Source organism: Afipia sp. GW822-FHT04G07 (assembly GCF_058800765.1).
In genome coordinates, this window is record NZ_JBXAMP010000003.1 from 14,208 (window position 1) to 36,212 (window position 22,005).

Annotated in this window: 25 protein-coding genes; 7 read left to right on the top strand and 18 right to left on the bottom strand. The window is 65.4% G+C overall.

The window, feature by feature from the left end; translation table 11 throughout:
* Window positions 1–318: 318 nt before the first annotated feature.
* The 10 genes from AC1RKJ_RS22025 to AC1RKJ_RS22070 all read right to left on the bottom strand — a co-directional run bounded on the left by AC1RKJ_RS22025 (window position 319) and on the right by AC1RKJ_RS22070 (window position 12,836).
* Window positions 319–732, bottom strand: a complete 414-nt coding sequence (locus AC1RKJ_RS22025; protein WP_043854917.1) for a hypothetical protein — start codon at window positions 730–732, stop codon at window positions 319–321.
* Window positions 729–1,622 (bottom strand): DUF7007 domain-containing protein, encoded by an 894-nt coding sequence (locus tag AC1RKJ_RS22030; RefSeq protein ID WP_043854918.1) that lies wholly within the window; start codon window positions 1,620–1,622, stop codon window positions 729–731. Before AC1RKJ_RS22030 ends, AC1RKJ_RS22025 begins: the two co-directional genes overlap by 4 nt.
* A complete protein-coding gene (locus AC1RKJ_RS22035; protein ID WP_043854919.1) occupies window positions 1,619–2,095 on the bottom strand; it encodes a UCP036055 family protein in 477 nt (158 codons plus the stop codon). The genes AC1RKJ_RS22030 and AC1RKJ_RS22035 overlap by 4 nt, the downstream gene beginning before the upstream one ends.
* An 89-nt stretch (window positions 2,096–2,184) precedes the next feature.
* Window positions 2,185–3,867 carry a ParB/RepB/Spo0J family partition protein gene (locus tag AC1RKJ_RS22040; protein ID WP_298272536.1) on the bottom strand — a complete coding sequence of 561 codons (1,683 nt, stop codon included), beginning with the start codon at window positions 3,865–3,867 and terminating at the stop codon, window positions 2,185–2,187.
* Window positions 3,868–4,116: 249 nt separating this feature from the next.
* Window positions 4,117–9,216 carry a helicase-like domain-containing protein gene (locus AC1RKJ_RS22045; protein WP_298272533.1) on the bottom strand — a complete coding sequence of 1,700 codons (5,100 nt, stop codon included), beginning with the start codon at window positions 9,214–9,216 and terminating at the stop codon, window positions 4,117–4,119.
* Between the two features lie 165 nt (window positions 9,217–9,381).
* Window positions 9,382–9,987, bottom strand: a complete 606-nt coding sequence (locus tag AC1RKJ_RS22050; protein WP_292575270.1) for a DUF1419 domain-containing protein — start codon at window positions 9,985–9,987, stop codon at window positions 9,382–9,384.
* A gap of 212 nt (window positions 9,988–10,199) precedes the next feature.
* Entirely contained in the window at window positions 10,200–10,931 is a 732-nt protein-coding gene (locus tag AC1RKJ_RS22055; protein WP_244468588.1) for a hypothetical protein, read from the bottom strand.
* Window positions 10,932–11,005: 74 nt separating this feature from the next.
* Entirely contained in the window at window positions 11,006–11,398 is a 393-nt protein-coding gene (locus AC1RKJ_RS22060; protein ID WP_043854988.1) for a hypothetical protein, read from the bottom strand.
* 131 nt (window positions 11,399–11,529) lie between these two features.
* Window positions 11,530–12,456, bottom strand: a complete 927-nt coding sequence (locus tag AC1RKJ_RS22065; RefSeq protein ID WP_292575272.1) for a DUF3991 and toprim domain-containing protein — start codon at window positions 12,454–12,456, stop codon at window positions 11,530–11,532.
* Window positions 12,457–12,659: 203 nt separating this feature from the next.
* The gene (locus AC1RKJ_RS22070; RefSeq protein WP_043854986.1) at window positions 12,660–12,836 is read right to left on the bottom strand and encodes a hypothetical protein; all 177 of its coding nucleotides are present in this window, start codon (window positions 12,834–12,836) and stop codon (window positions 12,660–12,662) included.
* 567 nt (window positions 12,837–13,403) lie between these two features.
* Between AC1RKJ_RS22070 and AC1RKJ_RS22075 the strand changes: the two genes are divergently transcribed.
* The 4 genes from AC1RKJ_RS22075 to AC1RKJ_RS22090 all read left to right on the top strand — a co-directional run bounded on the left by AC1RKJ_RS22075 (window position 13,404) and on the right by AC1RKJ_RS22090 (window position 15,814).
* Complete coding sequence (locus tag AC1RKJ_RS22075; protein WP_043854985.1) at window positions 13,404–14,009, top strand: SOS response-associated peptidase family protein; 606 nt, start codon at window positions 13,404–13,406, stop codon at window positions 14,007–14,009.
* 385 nt (window positions 14,010–14,394) lie between these two features.
* Window positions 14,395–14,691: a transcriptional repressor TraM gene (locus AC1RKJ_RS22080; RefSeq protein ID WP_152648141.1), complete on the top strand. Its 297-nt coding sequence runs from the start codon at window positions 14,395–14,397 to the stop codon at window positions 14,689–14,691.
* Between the two features lie 222 nt (window positions 14,692–14,913).
* Window positions 14,914–15,537, top strand: a complete 624-nt coding sequence (locus tag AC1RKJ_RS22085; protein ID WP_043854984.1) for an acyl-homoserine-lactone synthase — start codon at window positions 14,914–14,916, stop codon at window positions 15,535–15,537.
* 31 nt (window positions 15,538–15,568) lie between these two features.
* On the top strand, window positions 15,569–15,814 hold the full coding sequence (locus AC1RKJ_RS22090) for a hypothetical protein (RefSeq protein WP_043854983.1): 246 nt from the start codon (window positions 15,569–15,571) through the stop codon (window positions 15,812–15,814).
* 11 nt (window positions 15,815–15,825) lie between these two features.
* On the opposite strand, the gene AC1RKJ_RS22095 is transcribed toward AC1RKJ_RS22090, so the two are convergent.
* The 8 genes from AC1RKJ_RS22095 to AC1RKJ_RS22130 form a co-directional block, all read right to left on the bottom strand.
* Complete coding sequence (locus AC1RKJ_RS22095) at window positions 15,826–16,530, bottom strand: hypothetical protein (protein ID WP_043854982.1); 705 nt, start codon at window positions 16,528–16,530, stop codon at window positions 15,826–15,828.
* Window positions 16,531–16,555: 25 nt separating this feature from the next.
* Window positions 16,556–17,122 carry a hypothetical protein gene (locus AC1RKJ_RS22100; RefSeq protein WP_043854981.1) on the bottom strand — a complete coding sequence of 189 codons (567 nt, stop codon included), beginning with the start codon at window positions 17,120–17,122 and terminating at the stop codon, window positions 16,556–16,558.
* Between the two features lie 143 nt (window positions 17,123–17,265).
* On the bottom strand, window positions 17,266–17,937 hold the full coding sequence (locus AC1RKJ_RS22105) for a hypothetical protein (protein WP_244468585.1): 672 nt from the start codon (window positions 17,935–17,937) through the stop codon (window positions 17,266–17,268).
* 11 nt (window positions 17,938–17,948) lie between these two features.
* The gene (locus tag AC1RKJ_RS22110; RefSeq protein ID WP_292619036.1) at window positions 17,949–18,497 is read right to left on the bottom strand and encodes a hypothetical protein; all 549 of its coding nucleotides are present in this window, start codon (window positions 18,495–18,497) and stop codon (window positions 17,949–17,951) included.
* Window positions 18,494–19,084, bottom strand: coding sequence for a thermonuclease family protein (locus AC1RKJ_RS22115; RefSeq protein ID WP_483992744.1), 591 nt, complete (start codon window positions 19,082–19,084; stop codon window positions 18,494–18,496). Before AC1RKJ_RS22115 ends, AC1RKJ_RS22110 begins: the two co-directional genes overlap by 4 nt.
* Complete coding sequence (locus tag AC1RKJ_RS22120) at window positions 19,071–19,409, bottom strand: single-stranded DNA-binding protein (protein ID WP_043855015.1); 339 nt, start codon at window positions 19,407–19,409, stop codon at window positions 19,071–19,073. The genes AC1RKJ_RS22115 and AC1RKJ_RS22120 overlap by 14 nt, the downstream gene beginning before the upstream one ends.
* Before the next feature lie 31 nt (window positions 19,410–19,440).
* A complete protein-coding gene (locus tag AC1RKJ_RS22125) occupies window positions 19,441–20,052 on the bottom strand; it encodes a thermonuclease family protein (RefSeq protein WP_244468596.1) in 612 nt (203 codons plus the stop codon).
* A gap of 1 nt (window position 20,053) precedes the next feature.
* The gene (locus AC1RKJ_RS22130; RefSeq protein ID WP_080890818.1) at window positions 20,054–20,551 is read right to left on the bottom strand and encodes a hypothetical protein; all 498 of its coding nucleotides are present in this window, start codon (window positions 20,549–20,551) and stop codon (window positions 20,054–20,056) included.
* Between the two features lie 149 nt (window positions 20,552–20,700).
* Between AC1RKJ_RS22130 and AC1RKJ_RS22135 the strand changes: the two genes are divergently transcribed.
* The 3 genes from AC1RKJ_RS22135 to AC1RKJ_RS22145 are packed head-to-tail and all read left to right on the top strand — an operon-like array spanning window position 20,701 to window position 22,003.
* The gene (locus tag AC1RKJ_RS22135) at window positions 20,701–21,390 is read left to right on the top strand and encodes a lytic transglycosylase domain-containing protein (protein ID WP_349642605.1); all 690 of its coding nucleotides are present in this window, start codon (window positions 20,701–20,703) and stop codon (window positions 21,388–21,390) included.
* A 14-nt stretch (window positions 21,391–21,404) separates the two neighbouring features.
* On the top strand, window positions 21,405–21,710 hold the full coding sequence (locus AC1RKJ_RS22140; RefSeq protein ID WP_043855017.1) for a TrbC/VirB2 family type IV secretion system protein: 306 nt from the start codon (window positions 21,405–21,407) through the stop codon (window positions 21,708–21,710).
* Entirely contained in the window at window positions 21,707–22,003 is a 297-nt protein-coding gene (locus tag AC1RKJ_RS22145; RefSeq protein WP_043855018.1) for a VirB3 family type IV secretion system protein, read from the top strand. The genes AC1RKJ_RS22140 and AC1RKJ_RS22145 overlap by 4 nt, the downstream gene beginning before the upstream one ends.
* Window positions 22,004–22,005: the final 2 nt, after the last annotated feature.

Sequence of the window (22,005 nt, forward strand, 5' to 3'; positions counted from 1 at the left end):
CGCCGGGATGAGGGCCGCTTCAAGGTCCGGGGGCCGCCAGGCGAGCGAGATCCGGTTGCGGACAAGCGGGGTTCCAGCCTGCTGGAGCCCTGCGCCGGACGCGGCCGGACCTTGGCGAGATCGGCGGCAACCGGTCGCTTGCGACTTGGCCTTGAAGCGGACCGCCGGGGGCGCAGACCGCAGCAAACCCGAAGGAAGAGCCGACAGGGGCCGGGCCGGGTTGGCGATGCCGGAAAGATTCGCCCCTGCCAACCGCCGTCGCCGCGCCATGCTCGAGACGTTCGCTCAAAGCGCGCCGCGAATTCAGGCTCGGTCCTGCTATGCCGCCGCGCCATGCCGCTTCCCCGGGCGACACTCGGCCGGGCTGCGACAGTCGTGCGTGCGATCCGCATCCTGCGGGTTGTCATGAGCGTGACCGGATATCGGCGCATATCGGGCCCGCAATGCGTCGATCGCGGCATCCTGCCGGGCGAGCTTGCGCGAGAGCGCGTCGATCTCCGGCTGGCGCTCGGCCGTGATCGCCGCAAGGTTCGAACGGTAGCGCTCGAGGAACGCGCTCGGGTCGGGCGGCTTGCCGCGATGGTATCCGGACCGTTTGCGACCGAGCTGTGGAATCAGCGTCGTCATGCGACGGATGATCTGCCGCTCGATCATGTCGAGCTGGCGCTGCGTCTGGCGGCGCGCTTCCTCCATGCGTGAAAGCTTAGCAAGGCATTGGGGAGAGGCCGTCATGGCGACGTCCTTCCCTGCCAGGCGATGAAGCTCGAGGGCCCGGAATACACCGCATGGCGGGTCTCATCGACGACGAAACCGAAGCGACCGATCCGGTATTCGTGGAAGGGGACGAGAAAGCGCCGCTCCTCGGTGCCGGCGCCACGTCGGCCACCCGGCGTGGCGACCACCTCGACGAAGCCGGGGTGTTGGTCCGAGGTGATCGCCGACGCGACGATCCAATCATCGGCGTGCTCCTGCTCGAAGGCGCGCCGATCCTTCTCGCGGGATTCGCCGGGGTGAAGCACAGTGCCGAAGATTGCCTCCCAGGCATCGGGCCAGCTATCCTTGATTGTGCGCTCCGCGCAGCGTCGCTCGTAGCTGGTGAACAGATGCGGGAAAGTGATCGCCACGATCGCCCAGCCCTCGTCTTCTTCGTACCAGCCGCGCCGCTCACGCAGCATCGAATGGACGCTGCGGTTGCGCGCGGCCGCGAGATGAAAGCCGCCGTGGCCCGCCGTCGAGTGGCAGACGACGCCTTCTGCGTAGACGGTCGCGCCCTGCGACGGGCCCCAGGGCGAGTGCGCCGTCGAGCCGATCTCGCGGCGGGCAAGCGCACGCTTTTCGCGCTGATGCTCGGAATTCTCCGCGACCTTCGCGCGGAAGGCCGCCTCATCGGCAAGTTCGCCGGGATGGCCATAGAAGTCCGAGCGCGTCCATTCCGCGATCGGCCGGCCGATGCGCCAGCCGGTTGCGAGATAATGGCCGCCGTCGCGCGCCGGCAGCATGGCGAAGGCCGTGTCGGCAACGCGCGCGGCGAGGAAGCCGTCGCCGCTGCGCCCGAACGCGACCTCCGGGAATCCGGAGACCGAGTCGTCGGTCTTGGTGGTGGGGAGGGCGGGGGCGCTCATGCGACTATCCTCCCTTCCACGACGTCGGCGGCGACCGCGTCGGCCGTCACCTCGTCGAGAACGGCGTGCGGGTAGCCGTGGCTCTGTAGCCAGCATTCGGCGTCAGCACGGTGGCTTGCGAGATAGACCAGCTCGGCATCGTCGCCGGGCCGATCGAACACGCGCACCGCGCCGACCTTCGGACATTCGGTGACGACGAAGGTCAGGTCGCTGTCGACCGAGAAGGTGCGGTGGACGCGAAGCACCACGACGCCGCCACCACCATAGTCGCCGGCATGCAGCGTGATGCTTGCGCTGATGACAGTGTTGCCGACACGGCGTTCTGCCTGCTTGCGGATCAGGCGGCCGCTGCTGTTGCGGTGTTCCCAGGCTGCGAGCTTCTTGCGATGCCGCTCCGGCGGCCGCCGCGTGCCATCGGAAAACCGGATGATGGCGCCCAGCGCGGCGAGGTCGTAGATCGACTGTGCGGACATGACGTCCTCCTGTTCGTGGGAGTGGAAACGAAACCGCCGCCGACAGAGCCGGCGGCGGGATGTCATGCAGATTGTCGTAGGCGGGCGGACTATTCCGCTGCCTCCGAGAACGCCTCGGCGTCCGAGGCGTCGTCGCCATCGCCGTCGGTGACCTCCGGGTCCTCGAGCTGGTCGTCGGCCTCGTCGTCTGCTGCGACGGCGTTCTTTGCGAGCCACGACGACACGGCGGCCTTGTCCGGAGCGAACAGCGCGGCCGCAGGCATGAAACGGCCTTCCTTGAAGTGATCGACCAGGGCGGCGCGGGTGTCCTTCACCTTCTGTCGCGGAAGAACCGGCGTGTCCTTGCACGAGCCTTCGAGCGCTGCGCGCGATAGGCACGACAGGAAGTCATCGGTGCCCATGTTCGGCAGGAAGTTGTCCGCGCCGACCACATCACCGGCGATGCGGGCGACGATGCCGCTGTCGGTGCGGTTCTCCCGGCACGACAGCACGTCGGCGAGGGTCGAGCGCGCCGCGACGCGGAGCATATCCATGTCGAGGACGAGCTTGCCGTCCTGATCGAACAGTGCGGTCGCATGCCGCGCGATGCGCCGGTTGCCGTAACGGGTCCCGCCACTGCCGGAATCGACCGAGACGTTCTGTCCGGCAAAGGCAAGGATCAACAGTGCCATCAGCGTGTCGTCCTCGATCGGCGCGCGGGCCAACGCCTCATGCAGGGCATCGGTGCGGTAGTCGCCGATCATCTCGACGCCCTTGCGCGTCACGTCGGGACGCGTCTTGGAGACGGTAGACGCATCCGCAGAGTCATCGCCGGTGACCGCGTCCTTGCCCTTCGGCTTCTTCGCCACGGGCATGCGGTAATGCACGCTCTGCACTCGGCCGTCGCGGTCGAGATACATCGCCGTGCAATCCGACTTCGACGGCTTGCCGTAGACCCGTTCCGCCTTTGGCGGCAGCTTGACCTCGCCCCAGTTCGTCGTCTCGGCGATGATGCCCTTCTTCGGCAGGTTGTTGGCCATCCACTCCTGCTGCGCGCCGAGGAACGCTTCCACATCCGTCGTGTAGCGGCCGTCCTCGTCCGCCGGCGCGAACAGGTCCTCGACCCACTGGATGCCGTAGGCCTGGGCGAGATCGTCACCGAAGTTGGCGTGCCGCGCGTACATACGGGCCTTGGTCAAAGCCTGCGCGACGCTCCACCACGACACCTGCGGATCGGCCTTGGAGGGCTTGTGCTTCTTCCAAACCTCCTTCTGCTCTTCGAGCGAGGCGGACGCGATGGTGCGGAGCTGCCGCTCGTCGGGCATGTCGCCCTTGGCCATGTGATCGAGCATGACAGGCAGCACATTGGCGAGCAGACGGAGCTTCCTGATCTGCCGGACCGGCAGGGTCAGCGCAACGCCGATCGCTTCCTCGGTCCAGCCGAGCGCGACGAGGCGTTCGATCGCACGCCACTGGTCGACGGGATTGAGCGCTTCGCGGGCGATGTTCTCGATCATCGAGCGCATGGCGCCGTTGTCGTTCGCCACCTCGTCGACAATCACGTCGATCTCCTCGAGGCCGGCAGCGATCGCCTGCTTCACACGACGATGACCGGCATTGATCACATAGCCATTGCCGCCGCCGGTATCGGGCGTGATGACGGGCGGCTGCACGATGCCGACGGCCTTGATCGTCGCCAGCAGCAGGGCGTCGGCCTGCGGCATCGACTTCGTCTGGCGCATGCGGTCGGGATTTTCCTTCAGCGCACGCGGATCGACCTTGATGAGATGCATCGGATTTCTCCTGTTCGGGTTTGCGGACCGCGCCTCGCGCGTCCTTCCTCGTCTTCTTTCCGAAGACACCCCCCGGCCCGCGGAGCGGTCGGGCCGGCACAACTGCGGCCGAGCATCCCTGCCTGGCCGGACCAGCAGGGCTTCCAGCCCTGCGCAGGACGACGGGCCGGGATCGCGCAGGCGGCGGTTGAGCGTTAGCGCTGCCGGGCTGGCCGATCTGCGAGCGGGCTTTCAATTCCCTTTTCTTCCTCACGCGGCGATCGCGCTCGCGCCGCTTCCCTCCACATCGCTTGCAAGGGCTTTCTCAACCTCCGCCAACTGGCGGCGCTTCTCGGCGAGATCGCCGGCGAAAGCGAAATCGCCGTCCTCACGCGACTGGAAGGAGGCAAGCCTGCGATGCGCGTCGGCGAGACGCTGACAATAGCGCTCCCGCTCGCCCTCGAAATCGTCGAGCGCATGCTCGAGGCGGGAGATCGCGCCGAGCGGCGTCACGGTGACGGGCAACTCGATCTCAACCTCGGCGTCGGTGCGGATCAGGGCGGTGCTGTACCGGTAGCCGTCGCGGCCGAAGCGCTCGCCGGTATAGTCGAGGTCGAAGCCGCCGATCGCGGCGATGGTGCTCTCGCCCTCCTGCTGAAGCTGCACCAGGGTCAGGATTTCCTTCATCAGCGCGCGGCCGGCCTCCTTGCGCTCGACATAGCCCTTGCCGACGATGCTCGCGGCGAAGGCCTCGCCCGTTGTGGGAACGCGGCGTTCGATATCCTTGCCAACCTCCGCGATCCGCCGCGTCGAGAATTCGATGTCGCGCTCGGCGTCGCGAATCTGCCGGCGGACGGCGTGCTGATCGTCGATATGCGCGGCGCGCAGGCGTTCGAGCCGGGCGATGTCGGCTTCGAGCCCGGCCTTCTGCATCAGCCGCTGGTCGCCGCTCGCGATCGCCTTGGCCATGGCGAACTGGTTGGCCTGGCCTTCGCCGAGATCCTCGAGTCGGCGGATCGACGTGTCGCCCGAGAGCGCGGCGGCGATGAAGCGGGCCTTGCGCTCATTGTTCTGCCACATGCTCGCGTCAAGTGAACCCTCAGTGGCATAGGCGAAGATGTCGATGACATCATGCTGATTGCCCTGTCGCTCGATCCGGCCCTCGCGCTGCGCGATCTGCGACGGCAGCCACGGCACGTCGAGGTGATGGAGCGCCTTCAGCCGAAGCTGTGCGTTCACGCCAGTGCCCATTGTGTCGGAGGAGCCGATGAGGAAGCGGACCTTGCCGGCGCGCACGTCGCCGAACAGGCGCTGCTTGGCCTCGGACTTCTTGAAGTCCTGCATGAAGGCGATCTCGGACGCCGGTACGCCGAGACGGACGAGTTCGTCTCTGATCCAGCGATAGGCCGAGAAGCCGCGTGTCTTCTCGACGTTGATGGTGCCGAGATCGGAAAAGATCATCTGCGCGGCGCCAGGCAGCTCGTAGGGCTTGCCGTCGGCGCGCACGTAGCTGTTCGCCGACGTCTCCTGCCAGATGCGCAGGGCGTTGGCGACGAGCAGGTTCAGCTTGTTGTCCGGCTCGTTGTCGTTGTCCGGATCGACCAGACGCAGATCGATCGCGGCATGCCGGCCATCGGTGATGACAGAGAGCAGGATGTCGTCGCCGGGCTCCGGCGGCCCATCCCGCATCTCGATCGCCTTGATCCGCGCATCGAGCAGGAGCTGGTAGCGCTTGAACGCCAATGTCGGCTTCGCGGTGAAAATCTGCCGCTTTCCGGTCGAGATCGCCGGAATTTTGACATACGCGCGCAAATCCTCCGGCATCACCACGTCGGCGAAAGAGCGGAACATGGCGATCAATTCGGGGACGTTGACGAACGTCGCGAACCGCGTGACCGGCTTGTACTTGCCGTTGGGCTGGAGCTCGAGCTCAGTCGAGACGTCGCCGAAGGTCGAGGCCCAGGCGTCGAACTCGTGCAGGCCGCGATCCAGAAGCGCCGCGTAGCCGAGGTAGCGTTGGACCGAGAACATCTCTCCGAGCGTGTTGGTGATCGGCGTGCCGGAGGCGAGGACGAGTGCGCGGCCCGGGTTCTTCGTCTCGATGAAACGGGCCTTTACATAAAGGTCCCAGGCGCGCTGCGAACCGTTGGGATCGACGCCCTTCAACGTCGACATGTTGGTGGCGAAGGAGAGTTTTCTGAACTCCTGCGCCTCGTCGACGATGATCTGGTCAACGCCGATTTCCGAGATCGTCAGCAGATCGTCCTTGCGGGTGGTGAGCGCTTCGAGCCGCTCCTTCAATCCCTCCTTCAGCCGTTCGAGCCGCTTGCGCGAGACGCGGTCGTCGCCTTCCACCTTGGTCAGCAACGTCTCATAAAGCTCCAGCTCGTCCTGGATCATCTGCTGTTCGAACGCCGATGGCACGCCGATGAACCGGAACGCCGAGTGCGTGATGATGATCGCATCCCAGCTGGCGGTCGCCGCGCGCGACAGGAAGCGATACCGCTTGTCCTTGGTAAAGTTGGTCTCGTCGGCGACGAGGATGCGGGCGCCCGGATAGAGCGCCAGGAATTCGCGCGCGGCCTGCGCCAGACAATGACCGGGCACGACGAGCATCGCCTTGGCGATCAGGCCGAGCCGGCGTTGCTCCATGATGGCGGCGGCAAAAGTCATCGTCTTGCCGGCGCCGACGGCGTGGGCGAGATAGGTCGCGCCCGAGGCGATGATGCGCCAGATGCCGCGCTTCTGATGCCCGTAGAGGACAAAGGCGCCTGAGGCGCCGGGCAGCTTTAGATGCGAGCCCTCGAAGGCGCGGGGCACGATGTTGTTGAAGCGGTCGTTATAGACCCGCGCCAGGCGATCGGTCCGGTCAGGATCGGACCAGATCCAGCTCTGGAAGGCGGTCTTGATCTTTTGCAGCTTCTCCTTCGCCGCCTCGGTGTCGACGACGTTGAGAACACGGCGCTCGCTATCGCCGCCCTTGAGGGTGTCGAAGATCTGCGGCACCGCGGAATTGAGCGCATCCGACAGAAGTTGACCGGCGTGCCGTCGCTCGGTGCCCCATTCCGACGTGCCAGCGGCCATCCAGCCGAGCTGGCGGGCCTCGACAGTCCATGACGCCAACTCCGGCAGGTGACGGATCTTGATCTCCGCGCCCATCGTCTCGTGAACGAAGGCGACGATGTCGGCGGCGGGAATCCACGGTGCGCCGAGGCGCGCGGTGATGTCGGATGGCCGCAGGTCGGCGGGCTGCACGCCCTGCAACGCCGTGACGTTGCGCGCATAGGCGGGGTCGAGCGCGGCGGCAGCTTCAGCCGCCATGAGCTTCGATCGGACCGCGCCGGAGAGATAGGCATCGGCCGTCTGCCACGCGCCGTCGGTCGGATCACGGAAGATGGCGCTGCCGAGTTCGGCGATCACGTCGTCCGCATCGCGATGCAGGAGTTCGGCGATATGGTCGGGATCGACACGGCCCCGCTCGTTGAGCACGACGGCGAGCGCATCGGCAGCGCTGGTGATGAGGGGCGACGCGGGCGGAGCGATCACCCGTTCGGTGAAGATCGGGCCCGGCTTCGCCGTGTCGGTTTCGAGATCGTAGTCTTCGATAGAAGCGACGAGCCAGCAATCGGGATCGTCGAGGAATGGCTGCAGGTTGGGCCGGCGATGCGTTTCGCGCACTTCGCCGGTTTCTGCGTCTTCGCTCGTCGAGACGACGGTGCTGTTGATTGGCCCGAAGGCGCGGACGAAGTTCGACCAGGCGATGCGTAAGCGGACCTGCGCGTCCTTCCACGGCCGGTCGAACTCCTGGCACTTCAGCACCTCGCGAACCGCGTCGCGGATCGGGATCAGCTTCTGAATGATCCGGACGTGTCTTTCCGGAACGCCGTCGGCGCTGCGGCCCTTGCGCACCGTGATGGCGGCGGGCCCGCCATCACGGATCTGCATCAGGCCGCGGGCCTTGTCGAAGAAAAAGCTGCCCTCCCGCACATGGCGATCGGCAGTCACATGGACGGATGCCTCGTAGTCTGCTTCCTCCACGTCGAAATCGATCGGCTCGGGCTCACCGTTATAGATGGCGTCCGGAAGGCGGGTAATCGCCTCGTCCAGCGCGAGGCGGAGATCCTCGCCGGGTTTGGGAAGACAGGTGTAGGTCTCGCCGAACGGGCCGGCGGTCAGCGCATGCATCCCGAGCACAAGCCCGGGATGGCGCGTGAACCAGCGGTTGACGCGAATGGCGCCCTCGTCCTCGGTTGCCGGACGCACCTCCTCGAGGTCGAGCCAGGACAGATCGCCTTCCGGCTCGCCGGGCTTGCGCCGGCGGAAGAACAGGATGTCGATGACGACGTCGGTGCCGGCATCGGCGCGAAAGCTGCCTTCCGGCAGACGGATCGCACTGACGAGATCGGCGTGCTGCGCGATGAGCTCGCGCGCCGCCCCGTCGGCCTTGTCCATGGTGCCGTGCGACGTGACGAAGGCGGCCAGCGCCCCCGGCTTCAGCAGGTTGATCGCCTTGACGATGAAATAATCATGGAGGCGAAGCCTGAGCGAACGCAGCGCGCGGTCCGATCGCACGGTGCGATCGGAGAAGGGCGGATTGCCGATCGCCAGGTCGAAGCGTGGCGGCAGCTCGGTGCGCGCGAAATCGCCGGCGACGATGCGCGCGCGCGGCTGCAGCAGCCGTGCGATGCGGGCTGTGACGGGATCGAGTTCGACGCCGGTGACGTGCGAGACCTCGCGTAAATCCTCGGGCATCAGCGCCAGAAACAGGCCAGTGCCGATACCAGGCTCGAGCACGCGGCCACCGCGCCAGCCCAGACGCAGCACCGCAGCCCAGATCGCCCGGACGATAAACTCCGGGGTGAAATGGGCATACTGGGTGCAGCGTGCGAGCGAGGCGTAATCCGCATCGTCGACCGCATCCTGCAGATCGGCGCCGATCTCGTCCCAGCCCTTCGCGAATTCGATTTCGCCCGGCCGGGGGAAGACGCCATTGGCGAGCTCCGAGGCCCCGAAGCCGGTGAAGCGGATGAGTTGTCGCTGCTCCTCGACGGTCGCGGGCCGTTGCTCCGCATCGATCTGCGTGGCGAGGCGGAGCGCCGCGATGTTGTCGCGGGCGCGCTGCTTCCAACCCTTGGCGAGGCCGCGTTCGCCGGACAGATAGAAATTGTCGCCGCGCTTGCCGGGACGGGCCGCGGGCACCCGCGCTGATATGACCGGCGGTGTCGCTAGAGCCGGCGTTGACGGTGGTAGATCGTCGTCATGGTCGTCATCGCTGCGGAAATCGGCGAACGCGGTGACGCCGAGGCCGAGGCCTGACGAGAGCGCGGTGTTGCCGAACAGATCGAGGGTGAAGGGATCGTCATGCGCCATGGGGAATGTCCTTCTGTTGGGCGCGCGCAGCTGCCCGCCGGCGCGGGCTGCGACGACGGCACGGCGTTGCGGAAGTGAGGGAGGTCCCGGCGCGACGCCGGGTGCGGAAATGCGAAGCCCGGCGCGTGGCCGGGCTGTTCGCAAGTCGGAGAGGGAGAGGACGGGCTAGGCCGCGATCGTCTCCGGCAAATGGCGGAGCTGGACTGGCAGCTTGGCCGCAATCTCCGCGTCGGTGAGCTCGTCGAGCAATTTCAGCATGGTGCCGAACCGCCCGGCATAGACGAGCACGGTGCGGCGGCCACGCATGGACGCGGGCCAGCGCTCGCCGGCATAGCCGCGATAGTCTTCATGCGTGCTCGACCAGATGTGCTCGAGCCGCTCATCGCGAGTCATGGCGCGAACCGGCCGCGACTCGCGCTCGATGATCGCTGCCTTCATCCGCTCCGGCGAAGTCCGATCCGAGAGATCGCAATAGCCGTGAAACCAGCGTCGCCGTCCGTCGATGGCGAGCGCGAAGAAGACACTGGTGACGCTGCCGGTCATGAACTCACGCATCGCGAATAGATCGCCGCGCAGGAACAGCGGCGGCAGGATGTCGAGCATGTGATCGTGCTCGGCCTCGGCGATCTCAAACCACTCGCCGGCGAAGAGATGCGCGGCGTCGCCGGCAGCCCAGGTCGGATCGCCACGATGGCGGTTGAACATGCGATACATCTCATGGCGCGTGGCGACGCCCTGGAAAATCTTGCGGAGTGTCGGGAGGGTGTGCATGGCGGCTCCTTTCGGCTTGGCGGGCTGAGGCGCGAGCGATCCGCGTGATCCCTCATCACTTCAGCCCTTCATCACCTCTCCGGCGGGCCGCCTCTCCGGTCCGGCGGGTCAAGGGCCGCGGCACGCGGGCGAAGCGCACCCTTGACGCGACGGCCGGGCATGCGGCATCGCGCCTTCAATTCTTTTCCGCTCTTCCATTCCCTTTCCGCTCTTCAGCGAGGCGCCGCGGCATTCGCGATCGCCGCAAGCGCCGCCTTGAACACGGCCGAGCCGCGTTCCTCCGCAAAATCCGTCGATGCCGCGACGGCAAGGCAGGCGGCGTGGATATCGTCGTCGCTGATGCTGGCGAACGGGACTATGGTCGTGGCGCCGTCATAGGCGATGACCTCGCCGACCGTTGTTCGCACTTCGGATTCGTCGAAGCGGAGCAGGACGTGAACGCTGGGCGCGGCCGCGGCGTCCGCCACTTCGCGGAATCCCGCGAGCATCTCATCGGTCGAGCCCGACAGAATCGCGGTCACCGTGATCAGTGTCGCCATGCCACCGAAGCCATCCGAACGCATGCGCGAGCAGGTGAAGGCGGAGGAGACGGCGACCTCATCGAGTGTCGGCGAACGCCGCACGACATCCTGAAAGATCGTCGCCCAGGAGATGACACTCAGATCGAGCTCGACATGGGTGTCGCCGGCTTCTACTTCGGCCAGCCGATCGGCGACGATGGCATTGAGCACGCTGTCGGCGTCGGCCGAGGCGCGATGCGCGTCGCGCAGCACCGCGACATCGAGTTCGAGGCACTCCGCCGGACTGTCCTCGGCGAAGAAATAAAGGCCGTCGCCGTCGGGTTCGGCGCTGAAGATATGAGAGAGGATGAGCCGCTCGAGCGGCGTCATATCGGTGTCGGGAATCGTCGTCTGCACGACGGTCGGAACGTAATAGCTGGCCATATCCGGCTCCTGAAAATGACAAAGCCCGGCAGGGCCGGGCGGGATGTGCGGAAGAAAGGATGTGCGCTGGCGGATCAGTCGGGATCGCGGGCGCCGGCGAGGATGGCTTCGGCCTTGGCGATGGCCGGCATGGCGCGTTCGCGCCAATAAGCGCGATCGAGCGCCTGGTCGTCGCCGCACAGCACCTTCACCAGGCCGAGCAGCACCTCGAAGTGATCGGCCTTGCGCTGCACGGTCTCGCGATAGTGCGACGGCACCAGCGCGGTCGCGCCTTTGTAAGCCGTGTCCGGGCCTTCCCAGATGCCGGTGACATAGGTCTCGCCGGCGGATTCATAATCCTGCTTCTCGTTGTCCCAGTCGTCGTCCGCGACGGCGAGGCGGCAGGCCTCAGCGAGGCTCGCCGCGTCATAGCTGCGCTGGCGATACACAGGCAGACGGTGGGTGGTCTCGATCGTAAAGATGGGCATGAGGGTCGTCCTTCCCTTCGGGTGTTGAAGACACCCTCGGGGCGACCGCATCGAAGGTCCGGCGGGTCAAGGGCCGCGGCACGCGGGCGCAGCTTCCCTTGACGCGCCGGCCGGGCATGCGGCAGCGGGGTTCATCCGGCTGCTGCTACGGGTTCCTCCGCCAATCGGCCGACGAGGATCTTCAAGTCATCGTTCCAATCGCCGGCGCGCGGCCGCGACCGCGCATACGACGCGCCCGTCTCCACAGCGATCACGCGCAGGCGGTCGGCATAGACATCGCCCTGCCGATTGTTGTCGGTGGCGGCAACAAGTCGGCTGTCTGCGCGCATGGCCAGATCGCGGATGGCATCCTCGCTCGCCGGGGACCAGCCTCCGCCGGTGCTGACAAACAGCGTATCCGGTCGCAGAACTTGGATCGCGGCGAGGCTCATGGCGTCGATCGCCGCCTCCGTCACGCAGACCCGGGACGCGGCCGCGGGACCGAAGCGGAACAGCTCTTTCGCCCCGCCGGTGGCGAAGCCGCGCCATTGCGGTCCGCGCTCTTCCCAGCCGATCAAGACTCCGTCGCCGCGACGGTGCGCCGCCCACATACTGCCGTGCGGACCCTCGCGCAGGACGCCTTGCTCGACCACCATCGCGACGACCGTGTCGGGAATGCTGCGTTCCACCGTCAGGTAGCGCCAGACCGGCGAGCCGGGGCGCGGAACGCCACGGCGCATCCAGCGATCGCCGATGGGGTGCAGCGTTGTGGGGCGGGCCTCGCGCTGCCACGCCGGCGGGCTCGGAACGAAGCCGACGAGCGAAGCGACATGGGCGCAGGCCTGGGCGAAGCCCTGCGCCCCGAGATGCTCGGCCAAATCGAACACGTCGCCTTTCGCGGTCGACAATGGATCGAACCAACCGCGATCATTGTGAATGACGATGATGATCTCTGCGTTGCGGCGATATTTCACCGCGCGGCGTGTGCTTTCCTTCAGATCGACTTTCCAGCCGTCCTGCTGGAGCAGGGCGGCGCAGCTAACCTTGGCTCGCAATTCTTCGATTTCTCTTTTCTCCATGGCCTTCACCAGGCGCGTTCTGCGCCACCCGGTCCTTTCATCGGTTGATGTTCCTCTCGCGTCATCGTGACGGAACGCTACCCGCCCGCCGCGAAGCGTGCCGGATGCAAGGGCGCGTTGACAAGCCGTCGCGAGGTCGGATTTCGACAGCGGCGCAGCCTCCCTTGCATCGGGCGCAGCGCCAGCGGCATCTGTCGCCCGGCTCAATGAGCCGGGGACCACGGATCGTACTCGTGAATGATCGTGATATCCTCGTCGTCGAGATCGGCCGTCGGCATCACGCCGAGCGAGCCATCGACTTCGAACAAGGTCACAGGCACCATCAGCGTGCGTGCGAGATCGTGAGCGTGGTTCTGCGCGAGGGTGAGGTTGGTCGACATGGTTGGCTCCCGTCTTGCGGCGGGGACTATCCCCGCTCGACAGGCGCCGACAGGTTCGGGGGCGGCCGCGGTCACCTCGCAGGCACAGCCGCAGAGGTCGCACGCTGGCGTAGCGAACCCCTTGGGGGTTGATCGTCGGAGGCCGTGCCGGAACCAAGAAAGCCCATTCGAGAGCGGGGTGTCGTCGACGCTGATGGGCCCGGGCCCCAGATCACCTCCCGACCGCGGCACCGGTCCAGATCTCCCGGCCGCAAGTCACCGAAGACGCACCGCGCTGATCGGTCGATGGTACAAGTCGAACGTTCAGATTTGAGCGCATCGTTGCGAAAGGGAGATCCCAGTGCGTCAGTCAGTCGGCGGCGGCGCGTACATCCCGGCGCCGATCTTCGGCCGTAATAGCGCGCGATAGGCGTGCGTTATGCTTCAAATGTCATCGTTTGCGTCAGGGATGGCAGCCCGAATGGGGGAAGACCCGCGCGCGGGGCTTCAGCGCAGCCGCCAGCCCGGCCCCGCAGGGGAGACGCCCACCCCCTCTCCGCAATTTCGCCAATGACGCATAATCGCTGGATGTGTAATGACTACGAGCAACATGTTCGCTGGGCCGAATACTGCAAGATGATGCAGGAGCTGGAGCTGGGCATTCCGACGCAGCAGACCGAGCTCGATCTGCCACAAGCCGACGACGTCAGGATCAACGATCGCGGCCCGGTGATGCGCGCTGCCGGAAATGATATCGGGCTCGTCTCGATGAATTTCAGCTTTCCGCCGGCGCGGCCCGGAGGCAAGCCGGTGTTCAACTTCCGCTCGGAGAGGCGGAGTTTCGCGAAAAGCAATCGTTGCCTGATACCCGTCTCTGCCTTCTTCGAATTCACCGGGAAGCGTTACCCCGAGAGCAAGCACCGTTTCGTGCTGCGCGACGCGCCTTTCACGGCGATCGCCGGGGTCTGGCGGGAAGGCAAGGCAGACGGGTGTCCTGCCTTTGCAATGCTGACGACCGAGCCCGGCCCCGACGTCGCCCCCTACCAAGACCGCCAGGTCGTGGTGTTGCGGCCGTCCGATTGGGCGCATTGGATCTACCTCACGCGCCCGGAGTCGGAGCTTTTGCGCCCGCTGCCTCCCGCATCGTTCACCGTCGAGACTGTGCGGACAGGTCGCGACAGCGCGGGCGGCTGACGCCGCTGCCTGCCTTGGCGTCCCGCGCGCCCGTGGCCGCTACGTGCAGGCGGTCTGCGCCTTTAGCGCAACCCCTTGCACCTTCTGCGCAATCGACAGTTTTCGGAAACCATCTGGAATGCGGCCGCACAAGCGGTTATGAGTCGTGCGGGGCAGTACGCGCTGCCTTGGGGCGTCGAAACCCCTACGAGCGGTTGGTGCCGGCCGATTCGGCACCGCACTCCTTGACCTTATGGTCGGGGAGCCTGTGGCGTATGCAACAGGTTCACCCGAACTAAAGGCCATAGGGCCGTCTCGTACGGTTTCGAACTCCCCGATCACCAAGAGTCAGCGAGGGTTCGTTTGCGGGGGCGCACCGCAGACACTGCCCGCCGGGAGAGTTCGAGTGGTTAGGGAGCGACCTGAAACCTCGCTCGAGTCGCGGGCGGTCGCGGCCCACCGCGCCTATGTTGAGGCGCTGGCGGCATTGGAACGCGCGGTTCACATCGCGAATTGCCCGACCTGTCAGCCCGACGGCACCACAGACCGCGAGCACGCTCTTCGCTGCGCCTCCGCGGAGGCCGAGAAGGAGCGCCGGCGCGTTCTCTTTCGCGACCTGTGCGACAAGCTCGGCTACGTACCCGTCGGTCACGGGATCGCCCTGCCGTCCGCCCATTGCCCCTCGCGATCCCGCGCCGGCTAACGTGACACCCGGGTCGCCAGCTTGCGGCATCATCTCCCTGTCGCCGCCTGCGGCTGCAAGGACAAACCTAAAGGCTGGCACTCCGAGTCTTCTGCGCCGACACGAGCAACGCGCAACAGCAACTGACGTCGCAACTTCCGGCGGCAATGGTCTTTTCTGACCATACCGGCGCGCCGCCATACGTGGCCAACTCGGCTCATTCAACAAGCCGAGGAGACGCCCATGCTCATGGTCATTCCCGGCTCGGACATCAGCCGCCATGCCGCGCTGATGGATCGGGCCTTCCGCTTCCGCCACGCCGTGTTCGTCGACGAGAAGGGCTGGGAGGACTTGCGCCAGCCCGACGGTCTTGAGCGCGATCGGTTCGACGACGTACATGCAACTCACCATATCTGCCTGCGCGGCGACGAGATCGTAGGCTACCAGCGCCTGCTTCCGACGACGCGTCCGCACTTGCTCACCGATGTGCTGTCTGACCTGTGCCGTCAGCGCCCGCCGCGCGGACCGCGTGTATTCGAGTGGACACGCTTTTGCGTCGCGCACGGCCATCGCGAAATGCGTCCGCGCGGCGACAGCCCCTTTCTCGAGCTCGCGCAGGGCGTTGTCGAATGGGGCATGGCGAGCAAGGTCGACACCGTCACGGTCGCGATCGACTGGCGATTGATGGTAATCGCGATGCAGCTCCGTTTCTTTGTCCGTCCTCTCGGATTTCCGAAACGCATCGGCCGCGACGAGGTGGTCGCGCTTCGCATGTCTTTCAACCGCGAGACGCTCGCTGCGATCCGGCAGGCGCGCGGCTGCGAGGACCGCGTGCTTCCCGACGCCACGCTGCCTTCGGCTGCGTGAACGAGACATCAACAAGAGAGGAGGTCGCCTGGTGATCCGCACTGCAGACACGAAGATCGTCGCCCAGGAACTTCACATGCGCTACGACCACGTCCGCGCTGTAACCATCATTGGCCGCACGCTGCAGAAGGCGCTCTTCGCCGGGCGTTCCGACGAAGTCGTCTTCTGGGCCCTAGTGCACGCGCACTATCGCGGCGGCGATTTATGTTCCGTCGCCGAGGAGCAGTTGCACGCCTTCGCCGACTTCATCATCCGGGATCCGTCAGAGGTGAACTGAGGCAGTGATCGCTAGACGTCGGTCGGCGCCACGATAATCGAAGCACTCCCGGCGGTCGGCGGGTTTGCAGCGATGCCGGTCGAGGTCGGGAAGTCGCCTGGCCCTGACGGCCCGCACACGGCTTGGCCGTCTTTGCAGTTCGGGTCCGCGAGGGCGCCCGCATTGTTGGCCATCTTGCAGATGGTCGTCCCGTTGATGTCGGCGAAACCGGAGCATGTGCCTGAATTGAGCATCTTCTGGCAGTTGCCGGTGCCGAGCTGGATGCAGGCCGCGATAAGGCTGGCATCGACCTTCTGACCGTCGAACGTCGACATCGAGGCCAGTTGCCTGACTGCGGATGAATTATAGCCGTCGTTGGTCAGCTTGGCCCATGCGTCGACTTGGTCCTGCAGCGACATGCAGCCGTAGACCGAGCGGTCGGTCCCCGCGTATTTCTGGACGTTGGCGTTGTTGAGCTGGAAAATGCCGGTGCAGCAGCTGCCATTATAGTTGCCTTTGTTGCCGCCCGACTCGAAGCGTCCCAGGCCGCCGAGTGAGCAGGACGTTCCCTTGAGATCATCCCGCAGCGGAGAATTCCTCACCGCATCCGTTATCTGCTGAGCGGAGTAATTGGTGCGTTCGCAATATTGTCCCGCAACTGCCCGCCCGGCGCCGAACCACGAAATGCTCGCGCAAAGAACAACGACGAACATTAGACCGCTAAGTCGCGTGCACATGAAGTTCCCTCCGCATCCTAGAACGTCATTTGAGCGAATAGACACGTGCGCAGCTCGGCACGTCATGGCCACCGATCGTGGTGCGGAAGCTGATCGTGCCGGCGGCCGGATCGTAGCGCGTGTAGGAATTATCGTTGCGGTTCTTCGCCGGCAGGTCGGGATCGGCGTGATCCGTGTAGCAGCCGGTATCTGACTTGATGGATATCACTTTGCCGTTCTCGATCGTGACGATGCGCAGAGGGCAGACAGACGGCTCGATCTCGGCCCCTTTGTCGTTCGCCCCGCTATCACATGCGCGCGACAGCGCCGTGCTCACGATGATGGTGCGGCTGCCGTCGCGATAGGTCGAGGCGAGCGCGGTCACCAGCGCGTTTTTACCGCCGAGGCTCCGCTTGAGCTCGGTGGTCACGTAGGCATTGGCCTCCCGGATGACGTCGGGCCAAATCAGCGTCTGTAGCGGGTCGGTGGTCGACGGGATCTGGAAACTGTAATAGCTCATCGCCTGCCAGCGGCTGGCAGCTTGATCCTGCGCGGCTGCGAGGCAAGGAGTCGCGAGTAGCGCGACGATCGGAAGGATGAACCTAAATCGCATCGAAGCCTCCTGATGCTGAGATTGCCGACCAGCATGGCACGGCCGCGAGCGCGGTCCAGGCCGCGCGCCAGCGCGCCCCGCTGGGGTCGCCTTGACGGCGCCGTCAGCGGGCGTGGCACCATGATGGACCGGCGGGCGGCGTTTCATTGGGGGTGCAGCGCGATGTTTTGAGAGCAGCCATCCACGGCCTGGTGATCGATGATGACACCGGTCTTCACGGTCTTGGTGGCGACATCGTAGGAAGCGTAAGAAGCAGTCTGCGGGTCACCGCTGGTGCCGACGGCGGGCGAAGCGAGTTCGAGAAAGCAGGCGCGGCCGCCGTCGAGGGTCCGCACCTGAATCCCTTCGTAGATGGCTATCCGCAGCGGGCAGAGTTTTACCGTCGCGCCGGCGACCGCCCGCAGCTCCTTGAGCGTGCAGCCGGTGACCGTGTTGAGGATTGAGAGGACGACGGACTTCGTGGGACTCCAGATCACGAAATGCGCTTCCGTGGCGGGCGCGTTACCATCGGCAAATCTCTGGTCGCCACGCGCTTTGTAGGCGCGATTGTTGGCGTCGATGGCGTCCTTCCAGATATCGGCATAGGTCGCCGTTTCCGCCGAGCGCTGTTGCAGATTGGCATAGCTCATCGCACGCCATGCACCGGGGTCGGGTGTCAGCGGCCGCGCCGTGACGGCACTGGTGATTTCGGTCATCGCAATCAAGCTCGCGGCCAGGATGCGCGCCGAACGTCTGGCAATGCGTGCGGCCGGCACCGTCTCGGTATGACAATATCTAATATAATATCTTTGTGTTGTCGATGCTAGCACGCCCACGACCGGCTCTCCTATTCATAACGGGATCGGCCTGGCACCCACCACCAGAAATCCTTGGGCGAGTGCTCGCGATTGCGCCACGGGGCGGCCGTCACAGGCGGATGGATAGACTGCATATTCCAGACGGCGCCGTAGTAGTAGAAGTTCGCGGTCTCGCGCCGCAACCGCCTTCCGGAAGCATCAAGGAAATCCGTGGCGCAATGCACGACCGGACCGCGGTAACGGGTCACGCGCGCGGTCTGCTCATCAAGAGCACCGGGCTTGCATCCGAACAGCCAGATCGACGATGGGTAGAGGCGGTCCGCCGGCGCGGCCGCGATCAGGCGAAGATAGGCGGCGTTTGCCTCCGGCTGCGTGGGATAGGGGAAGCGCTCGGTGAGCAGCGGCGCGAAGGTCGAGCGATCCGGCGCGTATTCGAGTCGGCCCGGCCTGACCTGAGCAGGGCTGTAAAGCGGCTCCGGCGCAAACGGTCCGAGGTCGACCACCGGCGCGGCCGGTGTGGCGCAGCCGGCCAGGGTAATCAGCAGCGGCACCATCAGACCATGGGTTCGGTGGATCATGGTGTTGCCTCGCCGCTCGCCGTCGCCCGGCGTTTGCCGTCGGAACCAGCCCGCCAATCCCACGGCATCTGAAAGGTGCTGGACCATAGACCGCGGTAGGCCTTGCGGGCGTCCTGTTCAGCGAGCGCGTAGACGCGGATGCCGGGATCGTCCGGGGAGGGCGGCCGCGCGACAGCGATGCCCTCGCGCACCATGTCCGCGGCGATATCCGGATGACCCGCCGAAGCGCAACGCACGAGACGTTCACCGTCGTCATCGCGCAGCGTCCTGCAAGCGAGCCAGACGTTAAGCGTCGCAGTCACGAGCCAGGCGGTCGCCATTGTACCGCAAGGCCAAGGCTGGCGGCCGAGGTGCGCGGTTTGATCGGGCGCGCAGGTGTCGATTCCGTACAGCCGATAGACCGCGTGAGTCTCGATGTCGCGGAAGCGCGTGCCGTCAATCACCTCAACGCGCAATGGTGGCGACTGTACCGCGGCCTTCGGCGAATAGATTCCGGAAGCCGCATTAGGCGTCTGAGCAAAGCTCGCTCGACCGCTGAGAACAGCCAGCCCCGTCAGCGCGGCAACAACGAGTTTAGGCGGCGACATCATCGCGCGATCCGAGATCGAGCTTGTGAAAGACGTTGGCGATAATGTCGGTCGTGTAGACCGTCTCGCCATCTTTCTTGTAGGAGCCGTCCGCGATGCGACATTCGGCATAGACCGCATCGCCCTTCGCGATATTTGCGATCGCCCATTCGGCGGCCTTTTCATTGAGGATCGTGACCGTCACCCAATCGGTCTCTTCCCGGCGCTCGCCCTTGGCGTCGGTCCAGGCGCGATCAGTCGCCACGTTGATCTTGGCAGCCTTGTTGAAAGCCTTCGGCGTTTGGCCGACGCGTCCGCGCAAGATGAACAGATTTGTCGTTCTCATGGATCTTCCTCCTTGGGTTGCTGGATGGTTATCAGGGCGTTGGCGCCTGCGAGCGCAACGTTGCAGGCGCAGGCGAAGTGGCAGGCACACTCCGATGCAGCGCGCGCAGGATGATGGCGTTTGGATCGGGCAGGTCGGCAAAATCCCAAAGCCCCGCTTTAGCGCGCTGCGCCACGAGCTCCGCGATGAAATAAGGTGGATGTACCGGCTGGCCGTCAGGCTTCAGGGCCGCGAAGGCAAAGCCCGTCGCGATCAAAGCGGTGCCGAGGTCGATTCGCGACCCGGCGCCGGCACCACTGATGCGCGTTGCCACGCAGAACACGAAGACGGTGCGCGTCTCAGGTTGCTCGGCCGCATCATAGCATACAGGACGCAGATCGCGCGTCAGCGCCACCAGCATCGTGAGCGACGCCTCACCGCAGTCGCGCTTGAGACCATGGCCATTGGTGAAGCTCGTTCCGCGAAGGCAGGCCTGCACACCGTAAAGCCGGTAGGTGACGCCGGCGTCGGACCAACTGTCTCCGGTGAGGTAAAGGGCCGTGGTGGGAACTGCAAACCAGTGGGACTCAGCGGTCCACGTCGGTGCGGCGCCGAAGCCGATGAGCAGCGCAAAGAAGGCGACGACGGCGCGCGTACACCGCATGCTAGTAGCCCCGTAAAGAGAAGTAGAAGCGTTGGCTGCCGTTCGCCGTGCTGATATCAACGTAGTAGGGCTCGCTGCGTGGATCGCGCGGTGTCGTTGGATAACTCGTGGTACAGCCACCATCCCCGCCCGAGCAGATCTGCTGTGGCTTGGAGAGATCGGCGCAGAGACTGCCGTTCGGCGCAGGCATGAAGTCGGCCCCACCATCCGTCGGTGACTGCACTGACGTCAGGCCGGCAGGACAGGCCTGATAAGGCTCATAGCCGAGACCGCTGGCGTTGCCCTCCGGGCAGGATGGCCAGCCGCCGCCTTTCGCCAGGTGCCGAAACAGCGCCTGCATAACCGGTACGCAGTAAGGGATGCCCTGCCAGCTCGGGGCAGCCGCTGCGCATAACAGCACCTTGCACCCAAACGACGCGTCTTGGGCGCGGGCTCCGATCCCGACGCCGGGCGCGAATCCAAGTCCGAAAGCCACGAGCAAAGCTGCACTGCGCTTCATCTGGTACCCGGGGTTAGAGTTGCAGCAGGCGTGCTGCACGCTATTGCCAAGGTACCAACATCTAATATATTGTCTATCAGATAATGGGGTTGGGTGGTATGTCAGTCCGCTTCGCGGCAATCGGGTTTAGCGTCCTGGCGGGTATGGCAATGGCCAACGCGCAGGACACCAAGCCAGCGCGCGTGGCCGCCGTGGACGCTGACGGCCGTATCCTGCCGCTCGCGGACGCGCCAGTCGCGATTGAACGGATCGACGGCACATCGGTTGGCACATCGCCCTGCCCGAACGCCAGAGCGATGGCGGCGGATGAAGCCCGCGCGCTGGTCGTTCGCATCGCTACGGCGGAGAACTTCTATCCTGACTTCGTCCAATCGGTCGCCAAGATCGAAAGCCATTTCAATTCTACCGCACTGTCGGACAAGGGTGCGGTCGGCTTGATGCAGTTGGAGCCGGAAACGGCGCAACGCTTCAAGGTCGATCGATGCGATCCCGCCGACAATGTCCGTGGCGGCGTGCGCTTTCTCCGCGCCCTCCAAAACAAGTACCGGAATCCGCTTTTTATCCTCGCGGCCTACAACGCCGGCGAGGGCGCCGTGGACAGCAATCGCGGCGTGCCCCCGTTTCCCGAAACCGTCCGTTTCGTCGCGCGGGTGATCAACGACTTCTACACCTGGCCGGCGCCGGGCCACGCGGATTCCCGGCGCGCACTCCACCGCAAAGTCGCCGATCGGCCTGACCTGATCGAACCGGGGTCAACGCGCGCTCCGCCGCAGACCTCCGCGCCGACGCCGCCGGGCCAGGCACGCTGGGATGACGGCTTTGTCATGCATGTCGATTGAAAAGAGAGGACTGGATGAAGAGATTGCTTTCACGCGCGCCATTGGCCGGAGCGCTTCTGTTACAGACCATCACGAAGGCCGCGGCGCAGTCGAGTGGCGGGACGCTGCAACCCGTTCAATCGACGCTGACGCAATTGGTCTCAGCGCTCACGGGGCCCATTGCGACAGCATTGGCGACGCTCGCCGTGATCGCCTGCGGATTCTTCGCCTGGTCCGGCCGGCTGACCTGGGGCATCGCCGGCAGCGTCATTTTCGGAATCGTGCTGGTGTTCGGCTCGGCGCAGATCGTCCAGTTCTTCCAGTCAGCGGTCGGGCAATGACCGAAGACGAACTCGAGGATCCGCTGATCACACCGCTCGTCAAAGCGTTGACGCGCGCGCCCACGCTGATGGGGGTGCCATACATGTATTTCATGTTCAGCGGCGTGGTCTCCAGCGTCTGCTTCCTGGTCACGCATAACCTCTTCATGCTGCTGGTGGCCATCCCGCTGCACCTGTTCGGCTACGTGATGACGCTGCGCGACGACCGCATCTTCGAAATCCTGTTCGTCAAATCCACTAAATGCCCGCCCCGCTCGCGCGCCTTCTGGGCGGCCGACAGCTATTCGGCGTGAGG

Coding starts and splice junctions, on each gene's coding strand:
- AC1RKJ_RS22025 (WP_043854917.1), bottom strand. CDS start 732: ATGACGGCCTCTCCCCAATGCCTTGCTAAGCTTTCACGCATGGAGGAA.
- AC1RKJ_RS22030 (WP_043854918.1), bottom strand. CDS start 1,622: ATGAGCGCCCCCGCCCTCCCCACCACCAAGACCGACGACTCGGTCTCC.
- AC1RKJ_RS22035 (WP_043854919.1), bottom strand. CDS start 2,095: ATGTCCGCACAGTCGATCTACGACCTCGCCGCGCTGGGCGCCATCATC.
- AC1RKJ_RS22040 (WP_298272536.1), bottom strand. CDS start 3,867: ATGCATCTCATCAAGGTCGATCCGCGTGCGCTGAAGGAAAATCCCGAC.
- AC1RKJ_RS22045 (WP_298272533.1), bottom strand. CDS start 9,216: ATGGCGCATGACGATCCCTTCACCCTCGATCTGTTCGGCAACACCGCG.
- AC1RKJ_RS22050 (WP_292575270.1), bottom strand. CDS start 9,987: ATGCACACCCTCCCGACACTCCGCAAGATTTTCCAGGGCGTCGCCACG.
- AC1RKJ_RS22055 (WP_244468588.1), bottom strand. CDS start 10,931: ATGGCCAGCTATTACGTTCCGACCGTCGTGCAGACGACGATTCCCGAC.
- AC1RKJ_RS22060 (WP_043854988.1), bottom strand. CDS start 11,398: ATGCCCATCTTTACGATCGAGACCACCCACCGTCTGCCTGTGTATCGC.
- AC1RKJ_RS22065 (WP_292575272.1), bottom strand. CDS start 12,456: ATGGAGAAAAGAGAAATCGAAGAATTGCGAGCCAAGGTTAGCTGCGCC.
- AC1RKJ_RS22070 (WP_043854986.1), bottom strand. CDS start 12,836: ATGTCGACCAACCTCACCCTCGCGCAGAACCACGCTCACGATCTCGCA.
- AC1RKJ_RS22075 (WP_043854985.1), top strand. CDS start 13,404: ATGTGTAATGACTACGAGCAACATGTTCGCTGGGCCGAATACTGCAAG.
- AC1RKJ_RS22085 (WP_043854984.1), top strand. CDS start 14,914: ATGCTCATGGTCATTCCCGGCTCGGACATCAGCCGCCATGCCGCGCTG.
- AC1RKJ_RS22095 (WP_043854982.1), bottom strand. CDS start 16,530: ATGTGCACGCGACTTAGCGGTCTAATGTTCGTCGTTGTTCTTTGCGCG.
- AC1RKJ_RS22100 (WP_043854981.1), bottom strand. CDS start 17,122: ATGCGATTTAGGTTCATCCTTCCGATCGTCGCGCTACTCGCGACTCCT.
- AC1RKJ_RS22110 (WP_292619036.1), bottom strand. CDS start 18,497: ATGATCCACCGAACCCATGGTCTGATGGTGCCGCTGCTGATTACCCTG.
- AC1RKJ_RS22115 (WP_483992744.1), bottom strand. CDS start 19,084: ATGTCGCCGCCTAAACTCGTTGTTGCCGCGCTGACGGGGCTGGCTGTT.
- AC1RKJ_RS22120 (WP_043855015.1), bottom strand. CDS start 19,409: ATGAGAACGACAAATCTGTTCATCTTGCGCGGACGCGTCGGCCAAACG.
- AC1RKJ_RS22125 (WP_244468596.1), bottom strand. CDS start 20,052: ATGCGGTGTACGCGCGCCGTCGTCGCCTTCTTTGCGCTGCTCATCGGC.
- AC1RKJ_RS22130 (WP_080890818.1), bottom strand. CDS start 20,551: ATGAAGCGCAGTGCAGCTTTGCTCGTGGCTTTCGGACTTGGATTCGCG.
- AC1RKJ_RS22135 (WP_349642605.1), top strand. CDS start 20,701: ATGGCCAACGCGCAGGACACCAAGCCAGCGCGCGTGGCCGCCGTGGAC.
- AC1RKJ_RS22140 (WP_043855017.1), top strand. CDS start 21,405: ATGAAGAGATTGCTTTCACGCGCGCCATTGGCCGGAGCGCTTCTGTTA.
- AC1RKJ_RS22145 (WP_043855018.1), top strand. CDS start 21,707: ATGACCGAAGACGAACTCGAGGATCCGCTGATCACACCGCTCGTCAAA.